Source organism: Algibacter sp. AS12 (assembly GCF_046736315.1).
Classification (GTDB): Bacteria; Bacteroidota; Bacteroidia; order Flavobacteriales; family Flavobacteriaceae; genus Algibacter_B; species Algibacter_B amylolyticus.
This window is the reverse complement of record NZ_CP151841.1, coordinates 202,486-221,159: the sequence shown is the minus strand read 5'-3', so window position 1 is coordinate 221,159 and position 18,674 is coordinate 202,486. Positions and strand designations below refer to the sequence as shown.

The window sequence follows — 18,674 nt, the reverse complement described above, 5'->3', positions numbered from 1 at the left end:
AAATATGGTTTATATATTGGACTATGAAATATACAAAAAGTTTAATCTGAATATTAAAATTTTTCGAAAACACCTAATGTTATGATTTTTAGCGGATTGACTTTATTTTTATCGATGAACTGCTGTTAATAACCGATAAAATGCATTTTTTTATTGTAAAATCTATTTATCTGTTCTATATTTGTATCAGAAACCTACTTATGTTGTTAGTCGTCCCCAAGTCTAACAAAAACTAAAAAAGGATAGAAGCCCCCAAGTCTCTATCCTTTTTATATTTTAAAACATGCTCTATTTTATTCGAAGCTTTGCATATCTACTAGTTTTTTATAAATACCTTTTTTATTAATAAGGTCATCATGCTTACCTTGCTCTACAATTTCACCTTTATTTAAAACCACAATGTTATTTGCGTTTTGTATTGTAGAAAGTCTGTGAGCAATAACAATTGATGTTCTGTTTTTCATCATGTTGTCTAGAGCTACTTGAACAATACGTTCGCTTTCGGTATCTAGGGCTGAGGTAGCCTCATCTAAAATCATTATTGGTGGACTTTTTAAAACTGCTCTGGCAATACTTAATCGTTGCTTTTGTCCGCCAGAAAGTTTACCTCCAGAATCTCCAATGTTTGTTTGAATGCCTTCTGGTAGATCTTTAACAAACTCCCAAGCGTTTGCAATTTTTAACGCTTCAATAACTTCTTCTTCGGTAGCATCTTGCTTGCCTAGTTTTAAATTATTTATAATAGAATCGTTAAATAAAATAGCGTCTTGAGTTACAATACCTAGTTGTTGTCTTAACGAGCTAGTAGTTAAATTATTAATATTTACACCATCAATTAAGATGTCACCTTCGTTAACATGATAAAAACGTGTTATTAGATTAGCAATTGTAGATTTACCACTACCAGATTGTCCTACTAAAGCAACGGTTTGACCTTTAGGAATGGTTAATGAGAAGTTTTTTAGAACATACTCGTCATCATATTTAAAGGATATGTTTTTGAATTCAATCTCGTTTTTAAATCCTTTTAAATTTGTAGCATTAGTTATATCTTTAATAGGGTTAGGCGAGTCTATAATTTCTTGAATACGCTCTGCTGCAGCGCCTCCTTTTTTAATATTGTAAATGCCTCGTGTAATAGCTTTAGCAGGTGTTAGTATGTTATATGCTAACCCTAAATACACTAAAAATGTACTACCTTCTAATGTGTTTCCTGCTTCTCCAGAGAGTATTAAATTTCCGCCATACCAAAGTATCCCGGAAATCATTAAAATACCAAGTATTTCGCTAGTTGGTGATGCTAAATTTTGACGGTTTAATAATTTATTTGAAAAGTTATAGAACCTTTCGGTAGATTCTTGAAAGCGGTTATAAAAAAGACCTTCGGCATTAAACCCTTTAATGATTCGTAAACCCGTTAATGTTTCTTCTAAGGTAGAGAGAAAAGTACCTTGCTCTTTTTGTACGCGACCAGATTTTCGTTTTAAGCTTTTCCCAATTCTGGAAATTACAAAACTCATTATTGGAATAAATATAAAAACGAATAAGGTTAGTTGCGTACTTATATAAAGCATTGCTATTATTGTAAAAATAATGGTTAGTGGCTCTCTAATTATAAGTTCTAGAACGGGGAGAAAGGAGTATTGTAAATCATTAACATCGCCAGTAACTCTAGCAATGATATCTCCTTTTTTTTGTTCAGAAAAAAATGATAAAGGTAATTCAACCGTTTTTTTGTAAACCTTATTTCTAATGTCTCTAATGACGCCGTTACGTAAAAATACCATGAAGTAATTAGCGAGATAGCCTGCAATGTTTTTAAGTATAAACATTGAAATTATAAGTCCTATAACAAAAAGTAGAGCTTTAGCTTTATCGCCACCTGTATAGGCATTCATGTGATAAATTAAAAAATCTTCACCAAAATCTTTAATGTTACTAAGCCCTGTAAATTCTGGTTTCTTAATAGCAGCGGTAGCTATTTCCTTTCCGGTAGAATCAACATTTTTTTCGAAAATAACATCCAACATGGGCTTTAATGCAATAAACGAAAGTGTTGCAAATAAAGCATAAAACACGTTAGCAATAACGTGTCCTATGGCGTATTTTTTATAAGGTTTAGCGTACCTTAATATATTTGTAAAGTGGCTCATTAAATGAGATTCATATCTTTTAAAATGGTTTCAGCTTTTGTGTCTAGGGCTGCTTCAGTTGTTTTGAAATTTTCAATAGTATCTAATGTGGTGTTCACACTAACATAAAATTTAATTTTTGGTTCTGTACCACTAGGTCTTAAAGCGACTTGACTACCATCTTCAGTGTAATAAATAATTACATTAGATTTTGGAATGTCTAGAGTTGTTATTTTTCCAGAAGCCATATCTTTAGAAGTAGCAGATTCGTAATCTTCGATTTTTACAACTGCCGATCCGTTTACCACTTTAAGTGGGTTTTGTCTAGCATCAGTCATCATTTGTTTGATTTCTTCAGCTCCTTCAATTCCTTTTTTAGTTAATGACACTAATTTTTCTTTATAGAAACCATGTTCTGTATAAAGTTTTATTAACTCATTAAAGAAAGAGCTTCCGTTAGCTTTTGTAATTGCTGCAATTTCGCAAGCTAATAGGGTAGAGGTTACGGCATCTTTATCGCGTACAAAATCGCCAACCATATAACCAAAGCTTTCTTCGCCACCACCAACAAAATCTAGTTCTGGGAAATCTTTAATAAGTTTAGCTATCCATTTAAATCCTGTTAAAACAATTTTGCTTTCAACACCGTAAGACTCTGCTAATTTTGTTAGCATAGGTGTCGATACAATTGTTGATGCAATAAATTCTTTTCCTTTTATTTTGCCTTCGGCCTTCCATTGTTTTAATAAGAAATCTGTCATCATTAACATGGTTTGATTTCCGTTTAAAAGCTGTAGTTCGCCATCGGAATTTCTAACGGCAACTCCTAATCTATCACAATCCGGGTCTGTTCCAATAACGATATCTGCGTTTACTTTATCGGCTAATTCTAAAGCCATTTTTAAAGCCGCTGGTTCTTCAGGATTAGGTGATTTAACTGTAGGGAAGCCACCATCTGGTTTTTCTTGTTCTGCAACAATGTGCACATTTTTATAACCAGCACGTTTTAATGTTTCTGGAACAGCAGTAATAGATGTACCGTGAAGCGATGTAAATACAATGGTTAAATCGTCTTTTGCATTTTGTGTAGCACCTACAGATCCATTTTTAACAGAGGCATCAATAAATACATCATCAACATCTTTACCTATATATTTTATAAGATCGTTGTTGGCTTCAAATTTAATATTAGCGTAATCTAAATCGTTAATTAAGCTAATTACAGCATTATCGTGTGGCGGAACTAACTGACCACCATCTTGCCAATACACTTTATAACCATTATATTCTGGCGGGTTATGAGAAGCTGTTAAAACAATACCACAGTGGCAATTTAAATGTTTAACCGCAAAAGATAACTCTGGAGTAGCACGTAAATCTTCAAATAAAAACACCTCAATTCCGTTTGCCGAAAACACATCTGCAACTACTTTAGCAAGCGTTTTACTATTGTGTCTACAATCATAAGCAATTACAGCCTTTGGAGTTTCATTTGGAAATTGTTTATGTAAATAATCACTTAAACCTTGCGTGCTTTTTCCTAATGTATATTTGTTAATACGATTAGTGCCAACGCCCATAATACCGCGCATTCCACCAGTACCAAATTCCAAATCTTTATAAAAACTCTCTTGAATATCTTTTGGGTTGTTTGCTATACTATCTTTTATAGTAGCTTGAGTGTCTTCATCGAAAGATGGTGTTAACCATGCGTTAATTCGGTCTAAAATTTTTGGTTCAATGTGTATCATATAGTTAGTTTTATAAAACAAAAATAAGAAATTCATTACTTTATAATGAATCAATATAACTTAATTTGTTTCGTGTTAATTATATATTTAATTGGTCTTTAATAGTGTATCTTTTTTTGTCTGTTCTATTTCTTAAAATAAGCTCGCCTAAAAAGCCGGCTACAAAAAATTGCGTTCCTATAATCATGGTAGAAAGTGCAATATAAAACTGTGGTCGTTGTGTTATAAGTCTGCCTGCTCTATTAATAAATAGTTTGTCTATACCTAGATAAAGCGCAAAAGCAAAACCTATAGCAAACATTATAAATCCTAAGGCGCCAAATAAATGCATGGGGCGTTTGCCAAAGCGCGATAAAAACCAAATGGTAATTAAGTCTAAAAATCCATGCACAAAACGATCCATACCAAATTTTGTGACACCATATTTTCTAGTCTGATGTTGTACTACTTTTTCTCCAATTTTTGAAAAACCAGCATTTTTTGAAAGCACTGGAATATAACGATGCATTTCGCCATTAACATCTATGTTTTTTACCACATCATTATGGTAGGCCTTTAAGCCGCAGTTAAAATCGTGAAGTTTTACTCCAGATGTTTTTCTAGCTGCCCAATTAAATAGTTTCGATGGAAGGTTTTTAGCAATAATAGAATCATAGCGTTTCTTTTTCCATCCAGAAACTAAATCGTACCCATCTTTAACAATCATATTGTAAAGTTCTGGAATTTCATCTGGACTATCTTGTAAATCGGCATCCATAGTAATTATCACATCGCCTTTAGCTTTATTAAAACCAGCATGAAGGGCTTGCGATTTTCCAAAGTTTCTTAAAAAACGAATACCTTTTACAGATTTGTTTTTATGAGAAAGCTTAGTTATTAAATTCCAAGAATCATCCGTACTACCATCATCAATAAAAATGATTTCGTAGGTATACTCATTAGATAGCATAACTTTTGCAATCCAGTCGTGTAATTCGGTTAAAGATTCTTCTTCGTTTAGTAGCGGTATAACTACAGATATATGCATCTAGAATAGTTTCAAAATAAGTTTCAAAATTACGGAATTTAAACGTCGTCTGGGTTATTTTTTTTCATTGCCGCTGCAACAATAAGCCCTACAACACAAAAACCAACTATTTGAAAAATTAAGGATTGAATAACGTTACCAATAGAAAACATATTTCCTTGTTCTTCCATCTTTTTTATGGTTTCATCTATAATATCGACTGGTACATTATAAGTTTCTAAACGCTCTATTTGAGAAACCATTACTTTTTCTTGAATTAAAGTTGCGGCTTCAGGATCGATTATATTAAATATGATAATACTAATTATAGTACTTATAACTAAACCTATTAAAATAGTTATAAAATAGGATACAAAAGAGTTTTTAAAGCTTAAAAAACCACCATTGGCAACTTTTGTTTTGTACACCGAAATAATACCGAAAATTATTATTAAAGCCAATATTACTAATCCAAACCAGATCTTAGTGTATAAATCTAAATTAATGGCATAAGCCGTAACGGTTAATATTGCTAGTGCGATACCTAAATACAGACCATGGTTTATAGCAATGGACTTTAAAAATTTTTCCATAATATTTTTGTTTACCTAATTTATTTTCTAGTTGGTATTCAAATATAGTAAAACGTTACATTTTTAAGCTAAAAGTTTTAGATTTTGAATGGTAATTTTAACTTCTTTTTTTATTTGAAAGACAGGGGATTAAAAAATCAAATAAAAAAGAATAAAAAGTATTGCGCATTTATAAAAAATACCTAAATTTGCATTTCCAAAATTGAAAGTAATAAATAAAGCATTTAGCGATGAGAAAAGGTATACATCCAGAAAATTATAGAATTGTAGCATTTAAAGATATGTCTAATGATGATGTGTTTTTAACAAAATCTACAGCAAATACTAATGAAACTCTTGAAGTTGATGGTGTTGAATATCCATTAGTAAAAATGGAGATTTCTAGAACATCTCATCCATTCTACACTGGTAAATCTAAATTAGTAGATACAGCTGGTCGTATTGACAAGTTCAAAAACAAGTATGCTAAATTTAAAAAATAAGTTTAGTCTAAAATATATTTTTAAAAAGCCTTTCTATTATGAGAGGCTTTTTTATTTTTACAAAGTTTAAAAATGTTGCATAACATAGGTTAAAAAGTAACTATAAACGAATTTAATAAGTTGAAATTAAGTTTGTTTGGTATAAATCGTAAGTTTGAAGGCCATAGCTTTTAACTTTTAACTAAAACTTTAAATGAATTATATTCTATTTGATGGTCCGTCGCGTAACAACCTGTTGCCTTTTACATTTACAAGACCGGTAGCCGACATTCGTGTTGGGATTTTAACCATTAGAGAAAAGTGGGAAACACATTTAGGAGCTACAACTACAATAGTTACCGAAGATTATCTTTCTGATAAATATCCGATGGTAGAAATGGAAGAAAACATTATGATTAATGCATCATGTCTTCCTCATAAAGAATTAGTAGAAGCCATTACTAACTTAAAAGAAAATCAAGCCATTTTTGAAGGTGAAGAGTTGGTGGCATTTTTTGCTAAAGAAGCTCAAGATGATATAAACTTCGATGATTTTGAAATTATAGAATACCAACAAGACATTATAAAAATAGAACATACTTGGGACATTTTCTCTAAAAACGGAGAAGCTATTAAACAAGATTTCAATTTATTAACAAAGGATAGAACTTCACAGGCTATACCTGCTAGTAATAATATTATAGCTCCAGAAAATATATTTATAGAAGAAGGTGCAGAATTAGAATTTACAACGCTTAACGCCAGTAAAGGGCCAATATATATAGGTAAGAATGCCGAAATAATGGAAGGCTCCATAATTAGGGGCCCACTGGCACTTTGCGAAAGTGCTGCTATTAAATTAGGTTCAAAAATTTATGGACCAGCAACCATAGGGCCGCATAGTAAAGTTGGTGGCGAAATTAGTAACTCCGTTATTTTTGGATATTCTAGTAAAGGTCATGATGGCTTTTTAGGAGATTCTGTCTTGGGAGAATGGTGTAATTTGGGTGCCGATACTAATAATTCTAATTTAAAAAATAATTACGCCGAAGTGCGTTTATGGGATTACCAAACACAAGGTTTTGCCAAAACAGGTTTGCAGTTTTGCGGACTTATAATGGGCGATCATAGTAAATGTGGTATTAATACCATGTTTAATACAGGTACAGTTGTAGGTGTAAGCGCTAATATATTTGGTAGTGGATTTCCTAGAAACTTTATACCTAGTTTTAGTTGGGGTGGTAACGCCGGTTTTTCAACCTATCTAACAAAAAAAGCGTTCGAAGTGGCGCCTATAGTCATGAAACGACGTAATGTTGAATTTACAGATCAGGATAAAGCTATCTTAGAGCATGTATTTGAAGAAACGAAGCGCTTTAGGCGTTATTGATTATTAGATTTATAAGAATATCTTTTTTGTTTTAATAAAAAAAAACTTACATTGCACTAGTTGATTTGTTTGTAAATGTCCAAATTTCGTAAAGAAGCAATTGCTTTTTCTTTGTTTTTTTTAGCTGTACTTTTAATAGATATTGTTATTAAAATAAATTGGGATGCTTCTTTATTTCGTTATATTTCAAAGGGATCGCTCTCTGTTTTATTAATAGGATATTACACCTTATTTCATAAAGAATCCTCTAGAGTAAAGCAGTTTTTCATGACTTTAGCCTTAGTTTTTTTCTTAATAGGAGACATCTTCTTTATACTTTATGAAATCCAATTATATTACATTTTCGCTATTTTTTCGTTTGGTCTAGCTAAATTGTTTTACGTATTTAGGTTTTCTAATCAGGGCGATTTTAGGGTAAAACAAATTACTCCTGCGCTCACTTTTTGCTTCTTGTTAATGATGTTAGTTATGTATTTAATTAACGACAATCTTAATGATTTTTTCTTCCCTACATTGTTTTATTTCTTTATAACCACTTTATTTGTAATATTCGCTTTTTTGCGCAGAGACCATGTAAACAGGCAAAGTTATAATCTGGTAATTATAGGTGTGTTTTTTGCTTTAGGGTCCGATACTTTAGCGGCTTTAACATCATTCTATCATAGCGATATACCTTTCCAGAATGTAGCAGTTATGCTTTTTTATGGGTTGTCCCAACTTTTTATAGTTTTAGGTGTAGTTCGGGAGACAAATATGGCCGTTGAAGAAGGTCGTGTGCTCAATTAAAATTAGGAATTCAAGGATTAATACGCTTTAAAATTTCACAAAACAGTTAGGCATCTTAATACCTATTTATTTTCTTAAGGTTTTCGTTTTCTTTTGCAATTCCAAATACACTTCAATTATATATTGTTGGTTTTATAGCTCTAAAATAGATTTTGTGGACTATTATTACGCATTATCAGTATAACCTAATTAAAATTATCGAGCTTATCAATACTATTTTAGTCCATTAAGTTTTATGAAACTTTAACAGGGTCTATACTTGTCTCGAGGACGTTTATTTTGTATATTGAGTACTTGTAGAATAATCAAAAAAATAAACAAAATTTATGGCATTTGACATTGATATGATTAAGGGTGTTTACACCAAAATGACTGAACGAGTTGATAAAGCACGTAATATTGTCGGGAAACCATTAACACTATCAGAAAAGATATTGTATACACACTTATGGGATGGTTCACCTACCGAAGCATTTACTAGAGGTAAGGATTATGTGGATTTTTCACCAGATCGAATTGCATGTCAAGATGCTACAGCTCAAATGGCATTATTGCAGTTTATGCAAGCCGGAAAAACTAAGGTTGCTGTACCAACAACAGTACATTGCGATCATTTAATTCAAGCTAAAGAAGGTGCTGCGAAAGATTTAAAACATGCCAACAGCGTAAGTAGCGAGGTGTTTAATTTTTTAGAGTCGGTGTCTAATAAATATGGTATTGGTTTCTGGAAGCCAGGAGCTGGTATTATACATCAAGTAGTTTTAGAAAATTACGCATTCCCTGGTGGAATGATGATTGGTACAGATTCTCACACCGTAAATGCTGGTGGATTAGGAATGGTTGCCATTGGAGTTGGAGGAGCAGATGCGGTAGATGTTATGGCAGGTATGGCTTGGGAACTTAAATTCCCTAAGCTTATAGGCGTTAAGTTAACAGGAAAACTTTCGGGTTGGACAGCGCCAAAGGATGTTATATTAAAAGTAGCCGAAATTCTTACTGTTAAAGGAGGTACAGGCGCTATTGTTGAATATTTCGGTCCAGGTGCAACAGCTATGTCATGTACAGGAAAAGGAACTATTTGTAATATGGGAGCAGAAATTGGAGCTACCACATCTACATTTGGTTACGATGAATCTATGGAACGTTATTTACGTGCTACAGATAGAGCAGATGTTGCCGATGCTGCAAATAAGGTAAAAGCACATTTAACGGCAGATCCAGAAGTATATGTAAACCCAGAGCAATATTTCGATCAAGTTATAGAAATTAATTTATCAGAATTAGGGCCATTATTAAACGGACCATTCACTCCAGATTTATCAACCACAGTTGGTAAAGCTATGACAGAAAAAGCAAAAGCTAACGATTGGCCAATAAAAGTAGAGTGGGGATTAATAGGGTCTTGTACAAATTCATCTTACGAAGATTTGTCAAGAGCTTCATCAATAGCACAACAAGCCTTAGATAAAGGTTTAAAAATAAAAGCAGAATTAGGTATTAATCCAGGATCAGAGCAAGTACGCTACACCGCAGAACGCGATGGTATTCTTGGAATTTTCGAAAAGTTAGACGCTAAAATATTTACTAATGCTTGTGGGCCATGTATTGGGCAATGGGCTAGATATAGCGACCCTAAAAACGCACCAAAAAATAGTATTGTTCACTCTTTTAATAGAAACTTTGCTAAACGTGCCGATGGAAACCCGAACACGCATGCCTTTGTAGCATCTCCCGAAATTACAGCAGCTATTGCCGTAGCAGGACGCTTAGATTTTAATCCGCTAACCGATAAGTTAATTAACGAAAACGGAGAAGAGGTGATGTTCGATGAGCCAACAGGATGGGAATTACCACCAAAAGGCTTCGAAGTTAAGGACAATGGGTATTTAGCGCCAGAGGCCGATGGTAGTCATGTTCAAATTTCTGTGAAAGACGATTCAGAACGTTTACAATTATTAACACCTTTTACACCACTAGGAAGCTCCATTACAGGTGCCAAACTTTTAATAAAAGCCTTTGGTAAATGTACCACCGATCATATTTCTATGGCAGGACCTTGGTTACGTTTCCGTGGGCATCTAGATAACATTGCAAACAATACTTTAATTGGAGCAGTAAATGCCTTTAACCAAAAAACAAACTTTGTTAAAAACCAATTAACTGGCGATTATGGCGGAGTACCAGATGTACAGCGAGAATATAAAAAAGCAGGTATAAAAACGGTAGTAGTCGGCGATCATAATTATGGCGAAGGGTCTTCTAGAGAGCATGCCGCAATGCAACCAAGACATTTAGGTGTCGCTGCAGTAGTTGTAAAATCGTTTGCACGAATTCACGAAACAAACCTTAAAAAACAAGGTATGTTAGGCTTAACTTTTAATAACGAAGCCGATTACGATTTAATTCAGGAAAACGATACCTTTAATTTTATTGATTTAAATGAATTTGCACCAGGTAAACAATTAACGCTAGAAGCGGTTCATGACGACGGATCTAAAGATCTTATTAAATTAAACCACACCTATAACGAAGCACAAATTGCTTGGTATAACGAAGGTTCTGCACTTAATTTAATTAAAAAAGAAAATAATGCTTAAATTAAGCAATAGCAAAATATAATATTAATGCAAAAAGCCATTTCATTACTTAAATGAAATGGCTTTTTTATTTTAGTCATTATTTTATCTTAATTGGTAAATCGAGCAATAGCTTTCCGTATCACTACCAAGTATATCCACGTTGGGTAACGTAGATGTTACTCTAAATTCTATAGTATCAGTAGCAACCAAATCCACTGTCGTGCTAACATAACGTATAGGCGAAGATACTTGAACAGTCAAAACCACGATACTCGTAAAACGATGTTCAGCAATTAAAACATTGTTTTTATAAATACCTAAACCAAAGTCTGTGCTCACACCAATAACGGCATTAAGTTTTACTTGAGCGTTTATGGCGTATATACCGTCTTGTTTAGCTGTAAAAGTATTAGTCGCGGGGTCAAACTCATTATTATTATCAACCTCTATGTCATCAAACATTATTTTAGAGCTACCAATGCTTAATAGGTGATTAATGTTTCCTGTACCAGTAAAAGAAGCCTTTACCACAGTAGGAAGTGCAACATTAATGATATCTGGAGCAGGAACAGTATTAACAATACCTGTTTTAGATATTACTAAAATAGAGTCGCGTATAACACCTATATCAACCTCTTTAATAGTTGATCTAATTTTAAAGGTTCCATTAACATCTAAGGTTGCGGTTGGTGCAGTTGTGTTTATACCTATTTGCGCAAATATTCCATTCGTAATACAAAATAGAGGGATAAAAAGTAATACGTTCTTCATCATAATTAATTAAAAGTTTTTAAACTAAAACTATATATATGAGAGAATTATATAAGCAGTGCAAAAATACTATATCAGAAATAAGATACAAAAAAAATAATAAAGAAACAAAAAGTTTAGTTTGTTTACGTTAATCGTAGAGTGGCGCTTTTAGGAGGCCTATGACAAATTAGAACTTGAGTAACAAACAGCCAGCAAATAGATCGTTGGCAAAACGTTTTTTCTAGGATCTAGCAATGTGGTTATCTGTAATTATTTCCTTTAAAGTTAAAATATAACATACCATTTTTTTTATGGGATGGCATTTAAATCGCTGAAGCAGGTATTTGCTAGTTTTGGTTTTGTAAAATGAGTTGAATTTTCTTTGGAATGGTTCGTTTATGTTGAGTGGATATCAAATCGTTTTAAAATTTTATATCCCACTTTAAATGAAGTTAATTAATTTTTATCACTGAGTTAAGTATAAGTAAAATCACTAAAACTAATATAGAGCACATTATTTCTAATTTAAAAATATCAAAATTGTATTTTTGAAAAAACATCAAAAATGAATTCTAGAGCAAATCAATTAAAAGCATTCGATAGGTTATTAACCATAATGGACGAGTTACGCGAACAATGTCCGTGGGACAAAAAACAAACCATGGAAACCTTGCGCCATCTTACCATTGAGGAAACCTACGAGCTTGGAGATGCCATTCTTGATAAAGACTTAGACGAAGTTAAAAAAGAACTGGGAGATGTGTTATTACACATTGTATTTTATGCTAAAATAGGAAGCGAAACCAAAGATTTTGATATTGCCGATGTGTGTAATACCATTTGCGATAAACTAATACATAGACACCCACACATTTATAGCGATGTAAAAGTTGAAAATGAAGCCGATGTAAAACGCAACTGGGAAAACTTAAAACTTAAGGAAGGAAAATCTAGTGTTTTAGAAGGCGTTCCAAAAAGTTTACCAGCATTGGTAAAAGCCAACAGAATTCAAGAAAAAGTAGCAGGTGTTGGTTTCGATTGGGAAAAACCCGAGCAAGTCTGGGAAAAAGTAGAGGAGGAGCTAAACGAGTTTCAGGTTGAAGTAAAAGCTAAAGACGCCGATAAAATGGAAAGTGAGTTTGGCGATGTGATGTTTTCGTTAGTAAACTATGCGCGCTTTTTAAATATTAATCCAGAAAATGCTTTAGAGCGTACCAATAAAAAATTCTCCAAACGTTTTCAATATTTAGAAGAAAAAGCTAAAAATTTAAATAAGCCCTTAAAAGACATGACGCTTGCCGAAATGGATGTTTTTTGGGAAGAAGCCAAAAAGATGCAGTAACTATAACGTTTTAGTGTGTTTAATTGTTGTTATCTTAACACTATCCATTTGATGGTTAGAGGCCATTTTTGTATTTTTGCACCATGGGAAAAGGAATACATGAAAAGCGAAATACACGAATCTTCAACTTTAATTTTCTGGTTTTTAGAAATCAGTCCGATAAATTCATTCCTCCTACTACGTAAATAATCCTTAAACAGGAGTTTTCCAAATTTCTTTAATATAACAAATTACTAGAGCTGTTTTTAACTTAAAACTGGCACTACGTCTTGTTATACTTTTTTTACAGTAACATCTTTTTTCTAGATGTTAAAATACGGCTTAAATGACTATTAAAACTTACGATGCCTTTACAAGGCTATCCTTTATGGATATTAATCGTATAACAAACTTTATACACGACAATTCTGGGGACTTTAAGGACTCTAAGAGCGCCATAGAAAAGGCAATAAAGTATGCTGCCAAAGAAATACCTGGACTTGGCGGTTATGTTTTTATCATGCAAAAAAATGATGATATTCTTGGTGTTGTGGTAGTAAATAGAACCGGCATGAATGAGTATTTATCCGAAAATATTCTAGTGTATCTCGCTGTAAAACAGGGTTTCAGACAAAGTGGTATTGCTAAAGCACTAATTAAACACACTATTAATTATTGTAGCGGAGAAATTTCAATACATATAAATATTAAGGATCCTGTAATAAAATTATTCCAAAACCAAGGGTTCAAAGCCCGTAATATAGAATTACGATTGGATAGATTATCCTTTCAAAATAAATAAATTATTAAAAGTTAAACATGAAATTAATTCAAGTTAAAAGAGAAACAAAAGTAGAAAAAAGACACAGTATTAAAATGGGAGAACTCACCACTAAAGTAACATACGTTAAAAAATATTTATTAGGCTTACCTATTAAAACCCTACATAAATATAGAGAAACTTACTATGGTGAAGTTAAAGACTGTAAGGATTGTTTCTTGTTTGTTTAATTTTTTTTCTATCAACTAAATATATAAATAATGAAAGTACTAGTAATTGGAGCGGGTAACATGGGGCTTACTTATGCCGAAGGCATGTCGAAATCTAAACTCTTAAAAAAGAGAAATATTATGGTTTTAGATAAGTCTGAAGAGAAAATGGAAGAGCTAAGCCAGATATCACACTTTGATGCCTTTAGCGAATTGGGAGATTGTGTTCCAAAGGCCGATATCATTTTTATAGCCGTAAAACCCTATCATGCCGAAACTGTTTTTAAAGCTATTAAAGGGTTTGTTAAGCCCGAGCAAATTATCATTTCTATAATGGCAGGTGTAACCATATCGACTATTAAAGATATTACGGGATTAAGTAAAGTTATTAGAGCTATGCCTAATTTGCCAGCGCAAATTGGAAAAGGTTTAACCTCTTATGTTACATCGCCAGAGGTGTCTCGTATTGAAATGCTTACCGTTGAGAGTTTATTGGATACCACAGGAAAATCTGTTCGTGTCTCTAATGAAAACTTGATTGATGCTTCTACAGGAATTTCTGGAAGTGGTCCTGCTTATGTGTTTTACTTTATGCAAAGTATGATGGAAGCAGCACTGCAAATGGGTTTTTCAAAAACCGATTCAACGGTGTTGGTAAGCCAAACGTTTACTGGTGCTGTAGAGCTGTTTAATCAATCTAATTTATCGCCAAACTCTTGGATGGAAAAAGTAGCATCAAAAGGCGGTACAACACGAGCTGCATTAGATTCTATGGAAGATAATAATGTAAATGAATTAATTAAAGAAGCTGCTTTTGCGGCATTTAGTCGCGCAGTAGAATTAGGAAAAGAAAATTAAAATGTATACAGAAAAAATAGTTATTAAAGTTGGCACTAATGTAATGACCAACAGAGATAATAGAATTGTAAGGCCAGTTTTAAGGCGTTTAGTAAAACAAATAGCCGAATTACACGAAAGAGGTATAATGACCATTTTAGTGTCATCGGGTTCTGTAATTGCTGGAAAGGAAGTTTTAGGGTCTTCAAATATAGAGGACAAAACGCAACGCCGACAGGTGTATTCCGCTATTGGGCAACCAAGAATGATGCGTCTGTATTATAATATTTTTCATGATTATGGTATGAAGTGTGCCCAAGTGCTGCCTACAAAACGCGATTTTAGCCCAGGTGTACACAGGCAAAATATGATTAATTGTTGCGAAGGCTTACTAGCCGAAGGGGTTATTCCTATTGCAAATGAAGATGATGCGGTGTCTGTAACCATGTCTATGTTTTCTGATAATGATGAGTTAGCGAGTTTAATTGCACAATTATTAAATGCAGATAAGCTTATTATTTTAACAGATATAGATGGTCTTTACAATGGACATCCGGAAGAAGATAACAGCGATTTAATTAAAAATGTAGATCCCAATGAAGATTTGGATAAGTATATTAAAGACTCCAATAAAAAAGATGGCGAAGGAAGAGGCGGCATGGGTTCGAAATTAGATTATGCACAACAAGCGGCGGCAAAAAATATTCCAACTTTTATTGCCAATGGAAAAAAAGACAATGTTATAATTGATATTATGGACGGAAAAGTGGTTGGTACCAAAGTATCATTGTAAAAAAAACAAGAAAATGGAATTATTATCAGAAGATAAAAAAAATAAAGTTTTAACAAGTATGATTGGCCTTTTAGAGGAAAATCAAGATGCCTTATTAAAAGCGAATAAGAAAGATATTGAGGCTTTTAATAATGAAGATCAAGCCATGTACGATCGACTTATTTTAAATAGTAAAAAGGTTGCAGGCATGATTACTGCAATAAAAGAGGTGAAAGCACAGGACGATCCAGTTAACAAAATTATAAGTAAAAACACGTTACAAAGTGGTTTGGAAGTGATTAATAAAACAGCACCTTTTGGTACTATTATGATTATTTATGAATCGCGACCAGATGTTACTGTTGAAGCTACTGTACTTGCTTTTAAAGCGAATAATAAAATTTTACTTAAAGGCGGAAAAGAGGCTGTACGTAGTAATACGGCTATTGTAAAATTATGGCATAAAGCACTTGAGGAAAATAATTTAACTACAGATTATATTCAAATGTTAACCATGAATAGGCAAGAAACACAAGCCTTTTTAAAAGAGCCTACCGAACCTTTAGATTTAATTGTGCCTAGAGGCGGTGAGCAGTTAATAAAATTTGTAAAGGAACATGCCAAATGTGCGGTTTTGGTTAGTGGACGCGGAAATAATTTTTTGTATGTGGATGAGCATGCTAATTGGAAACAGACCATAGAGGTTATTTTAAATGCTAAAACAGATAAAATTTCGGCTTGTAACGCACTAGATAAGATATTAGTTAGTAGTAAGCTTCCGGATTATAACAACAAAATTAAGGAGCTAAACACCATCTTAAAGGCTAATCAAGTTCAGGTTTTAGTAGATGAGGTTACCAAAACGGTGTTAACCGAAGAACAAAGTATTGATAATACTCAAATTTGGTTTCAGGAGTTTTTAGAAATGAAATGCTGTATTGGTACGGTAGATTCTATTACTGCGGCTATAGAGAAAATTAATACCTTTTCTGGAGGACATTCGGCAACTATAATGACAACAGAGAAAGCCCACGCTAAAACCTTTATGGAACAGGTAGATTGTGCCGTGGTATATCAAAACGCCTCGACTCGATTTACAGATGGCGGACAAATTGGCGTTGGTGCAGAATTGGCCATTAGTACAGATAAATTACACCATAGAGGCCCCTTAGGACTTAAAGAGTTGGTAACAAACAAGTATTACGTATTTGGCGATGGTCATGTTCGTGTATAATTAAACAGTAAGAAGTAAAAAGCCTCATAATAGTAATATTATGAGGCTTTTTTATTGAAATTAAAAACGAATTTTTAATACAATTCTTTAATTTTTCTAAGCTTTGAAGTCCAAACTTTTAAATCTTCTTTATGCTTTTTTATATTGGTATGTACTTCTTTTACCAACGGGTTGTCATCATCTACATTAGTGAAAAACTGTAGGTTGTTTTCTAGTTGATTAATTTGCCCTTTTACTTCATCAATTCTTTTTCTAATAAAATTACGTTCGTTGTCTAAATTTCTGGTATCGTTCGGGTCAACTAAACTATCTAGTTTGTTTTCATACTTAATCATTTCAGCTTCCGTTTTGTCAACTTTTAATTTGGTTAACAAGCCATCAATAGATTTTTGAAATTTACCATCAATATAGCGTTTGTCGTTTGGCACTCGACCAATAGTTTGCCACTCTTTAATTTTTTCCTTAACAAGTTCGATACCTTTCTCTTTGTCTTCAGGTAATTCTAAATCGTTTAAACTACTTATAAATTCGGTCTTTTTATTGTAGGCATCAACTTGTTCTTGGCTCGCTGCATTTCTGCTGGCATGAATTCTATCAAAATAATGATTACAAGCCGCTTTAAATTGTTTCCAGATTTTATCGCTATTTTTTCTTGGTACATGACCAATTTTTTTCCAGTCGCTTTGAATCTTTTTCATTAAAGGCGTAGTAGCTTCAAAATCTTCACTTTCCTTATTGTCTTCAGCAATTTTAATTAAATCTAATTTTAACTGTAAATTTTTATATTGATCTTTTTTAAGATTTTTATAAAATGCATTTTTTTGTCTGTTAAACCTTCGAACAGCATCTTTAAATTTTGCCCAAGTAGCCTCGTTTACTTTTATTGGCACTTTTCCTGCGTTAAAAAAAGCTTCTCTTAGCGTTTCAATTGCTTTGATTCTTTTTTGTAATGCATTATGAGAATTATTTTCCTCCTTGGCAATCTCTTCAATTTTAGCAATAATCTCTAGTTTGTGCTCTAGATTTTTCTCGTAAATCTTATCTATTTCTTTATAATAAACCTGACGCTTATCATTAATAGTTTTTGTTGCGACTTTAAAACGCTCCCAAATGCTTTCGCGATGTTCTCTAGAAACAGGTCCAAGTTCTTCTTTCCACATTTTGTGAAGTTCTTGCAACTCTCTAAATGCGCGCATAGCATCGTCACTTTGTGCTAATTCTTCAGCACGCTCGATAATTAATAACTTCTTTTCTAGATTGTGTTTAAAATCTAAATCTCGTAAATCTCTATTAATATTTAAAAAATCGTAGAATATTTCCACATGGTGATGATAACTATTCCATGCATTATTGTATTTATCTCTAGGAATAGGTCCTGTATTTCTCCAGCGTTCTTGTAATTCTTTAAAGTGTTTGTAGGTGGTGTTTATGTTTTCTTCCACATTTATAAGCCCCTTTAACTCTTCAATAATTTCAAGTTTATCTGCTAAATTTTGCTTTAAGTTCTTTTCTAAACTTTTATAGTGATCATTTACCTTTTTACGGTATTGTCTGTATGCTTCCTTGAATCTTTTTTGAACAGGTGAGGAGTAGTAAAAATCTATCTCGTTTCCACCATCATTTATAAAATCTTCTTTTTTCTCTTCAACTAAAGCTTCGAATTTTGTTTTAAATTCCGAATTTATACTATCTACATGAGATTTTATAGCTTGAACCTTTTCATTTTCTATAAGCTTTTCTAATTCAATAGCTAAAGCTTCTAACGACATGGTGTCGTATGCTTTTACCTCAATAGTATGACGGTCTTTATTGCCTTCATCTTCGGCATCTTCGGCATTGGAGTCTTCAATTTCATTTAAGACCTCGTCATGATCTTCTCCATCATTTTTTTCCGGCTCGGAAGTTTGCTCTTCAACTTCGGGAGCATCAGATGTTGCTTCTTCGCTGGTGTTATCGGTTAATGGAGTAGAATCGTTATTAGGTTTTAAAGCTTCGTTTCCGTCTACTTGTTCAGGTTTATTAATATCAGACATTATAAAAAATGTTAGGGTTCGTCAAATTTACTTTCG

Annotated in this window: 16 protein-coding genes; 10 read left to right on the top strand and 6 right to left on the bottom strand. The window is 32.9% G+C overall.

What is annotated here, in order from left to right; genetic code table 11:
- Positions 1–293 precede the first annotated feature (293 nt).
- The 4 genes from AAFN75_RS00805 to AAFN75_RS00790 all read right to left on the bottom strand — a co-directional run bounded on the left by AAFN75_RS00805 (position 294) and on the right by AAFN75_RS00790 (position 5,482).
- Entirely contained in the window at positions 294–2,153 is a 1,860-nt protein-coding gene (locus AAFN75_RS00805; protein WP_411807812.1) for an ABC transporter ATP-binding protein, read from the bottom strand.
- Positions 2,153–3,883, bottom strand: a complete 1,731-nt coding sequence (locus AAFN75_RS00800; RefSeq protein ID WP_411807811.1) for a phospho-sugar mutase — start codon at positions 3,881–3,883, stop codon at positions 2,153–2,155. The genes AAFN75_RS00805 and AAFN75_RS00800 overlap by 1 nt, the downstream gene beginning before the upstream one ends.
- Positions 3,884–3,962: 79 nt before the next feature.
- The gene (locus AAFN75_RS00795) at positions 3,963–4,910 is read right to left on the bottom strand and encodes a glycosyltransferase family 2 protein (protein WP_411807810.1); all 948 of its coding nucleotides are present in this window, start codon (positions 4,908–4,910) and stop codon (positions 3,963–3,965) included.
- A gap of 38 nt (positions 4,911–4,948) precedes the next feature.
- A complete protein-coding gene (locus tag AAFN75_RS00790; RefSeq protein ID WP_411807809.1) occupies positions 4,949–5,482 on the bottom strand; it encodes a DUF4199 domain-containing protein in 534 nt (177 codons plus the stop codon).
- 230 nt (positions 5,483–5,712) lie between these two features.
- On the opposite strand from AAFN75_RS00790, the gene AAFN75_RS00785 reads away from it, so the two are divergent.
- The 4 genes from AAFN75_RS00785 (at position 5,713) to AAFN75_RS00770 (ending at position 10,716) form a co-directional block, all read left to right on the top strand.
- On the top strand, positions 5,713–5,964 hold the full coding sequence (locus AAFN75_RS00785; protein WP_092853449.1) for a type B 50S ribosomal protein L31: 252 nt from the start codon (positions 5,713–5,715) through the stop codon (positions 5,962–5,964).
- A gap of 193 nt (positions 5,965–6,157) precedes the next feature.
- Positions 6,158–7,333: a GlmU family protein gene (locus tag AAFN75_RS00780; RefSeq protein WP_411807808.1), complete on the top strand. Its 1,176-nt coding sequence runs from the start codon at positions 6,158–6,160 to the stop codon at positions 7,331–7,333.
- A 75-nt stretch (positions 7,334–7,408) separates the two neighbouring features.
- Complete coding sequence (locus tag AAFN75_RS00775; RefSeq protein ID WP_411807807.1) at positions 7,409–8,119, top strand: lysoplasmalogenase family protein; 711 nt, start codon at positions 7,409–7,411, stop codon at positions 8,117–8,119.
- A 326-nt stretch (positions 8,120–8,445) separates the two neighbouring features.
- Positions 8,446–10,716 carry an aconitate hydratase gene (locus AAFN75_RS00770; protein WP_411807806.1) on the top strand — a complete coding sequence of 757 codons (2,271 nt, stop codon included), beginning with the start codon at positions 8,446–8,448 and terminating at the stop codon, positions 10,714–10,716.
- A gap of 84 nt (positions 10,717–10,800) precedes the next feature.
- On the opposite strand, the gene AAFN75_RS00765 is transcribed toward AAFN75_RS00770, so the two are convergent.
- Positions 10,801–11,472 carry a hypothetical protein gene (locus AAFN75_RS00765; protein ID WP_411807805.1) on the bottom strand — a complete coding sequence of 224 codons (672 nt, stop codon included), beginning with the start codon at positions 11,470–11,472 and terminating at the stop codon, positions 10,801–10,803.
- 544 nt (positions 11,473–12,016) lie between these two features.
- Here AAFN75_RS00765 and mazG point away from each other — a divergent pair.
- From mazG to AAFN75_RS00735, 6 genes are all read left to right on the top strand, one after another.
- Positions 12,017–12,793, top strand: a complete 777-nt coding sequence (mazG, locus tag AAFN75_RS00760) for a nucleoside triphosphate pyrophosphohydrolase (RefSeq protein WP_411807804.1) — start codon at positions 12,017–12,019, stop codon at positions 12,791–12,793.
- Between the two features lie 325 nt (positions 12,794–13,118).
- Entirely contained in the window at positions 13,119–13,574 is a 456-nt protein-coding gene (locus AAFN75_RS00755) for a GNAT family N-acetyltransferase (protein ID WP_411807803.1), read from the top strand.
- 17 nt (positions 13,575–13,591) lie between these two features.
- Positions 13,592–13,783, top strand: coding sequence for a hypothetical protein (locus AAFN75_RS00750; RefSeq protein WP_092853435.1), 192 nt, complete (start codon positions 13,592–13,594; stop codon positions 13,781–13,783).
- Between the two features lie 30 nt (positions 13,784–13,813).
- A complete protein-coding gene (gene proC, locus AAFN75_RS00745) occupies positions 13,814–14,620 on the top strand; it encodes a pyrroline-5-carboxylate reductase (RefSeq protein ID WP_411807802.1) in 807 nt (268 codons plus the stop codon).
- A 1-nt stretch (position 14,621) separates the two neighbouring features.
- Positions 14,622–15,392, top strand: a complete 771-nt coding sequence (proB, locus tag AAFN75_RS00740) for a glutamate 5-kinase (protein WP_411807801.1) — start codon at positions 14,622–14,624, stop codon at positions 15,390–15,392.
- 13 nt (positions 15,393–15,405) lie between these two features.
- Positions 15,406–16,605, top strand: a complete 1,200-nt coding sequence (locus tag AAFN75_RS00735) for a glutamate-5-semialdehyde dehydrogenase (protein ID WP_411807800.1) — start codon at positions 15,406–15,408, stop codon at positions 16,603–16,605.
- Between the two features lie 74 nt (positions 16,606–16,679).
- Here AAFN75_RS00735 and AAFN75_RS00730 read toward each other — a convergent pair whose 3' ends face one another.
- Positions 16,680–18,638 carry a DUF349 domain-containing protein gene (locus AAFN75_RS00730; RefSeq protein ID WP_411807799.1) on the bottom strand — a complete coding sequence of 653 codons (1,959 nt, stop codon included), beginning with the start codon at positions 18,636–18,638 and terminating at the stop codon, positions 16,680–16,682.
- Positions 18,639–18,674: the final 36 nt, after the last annotated feature.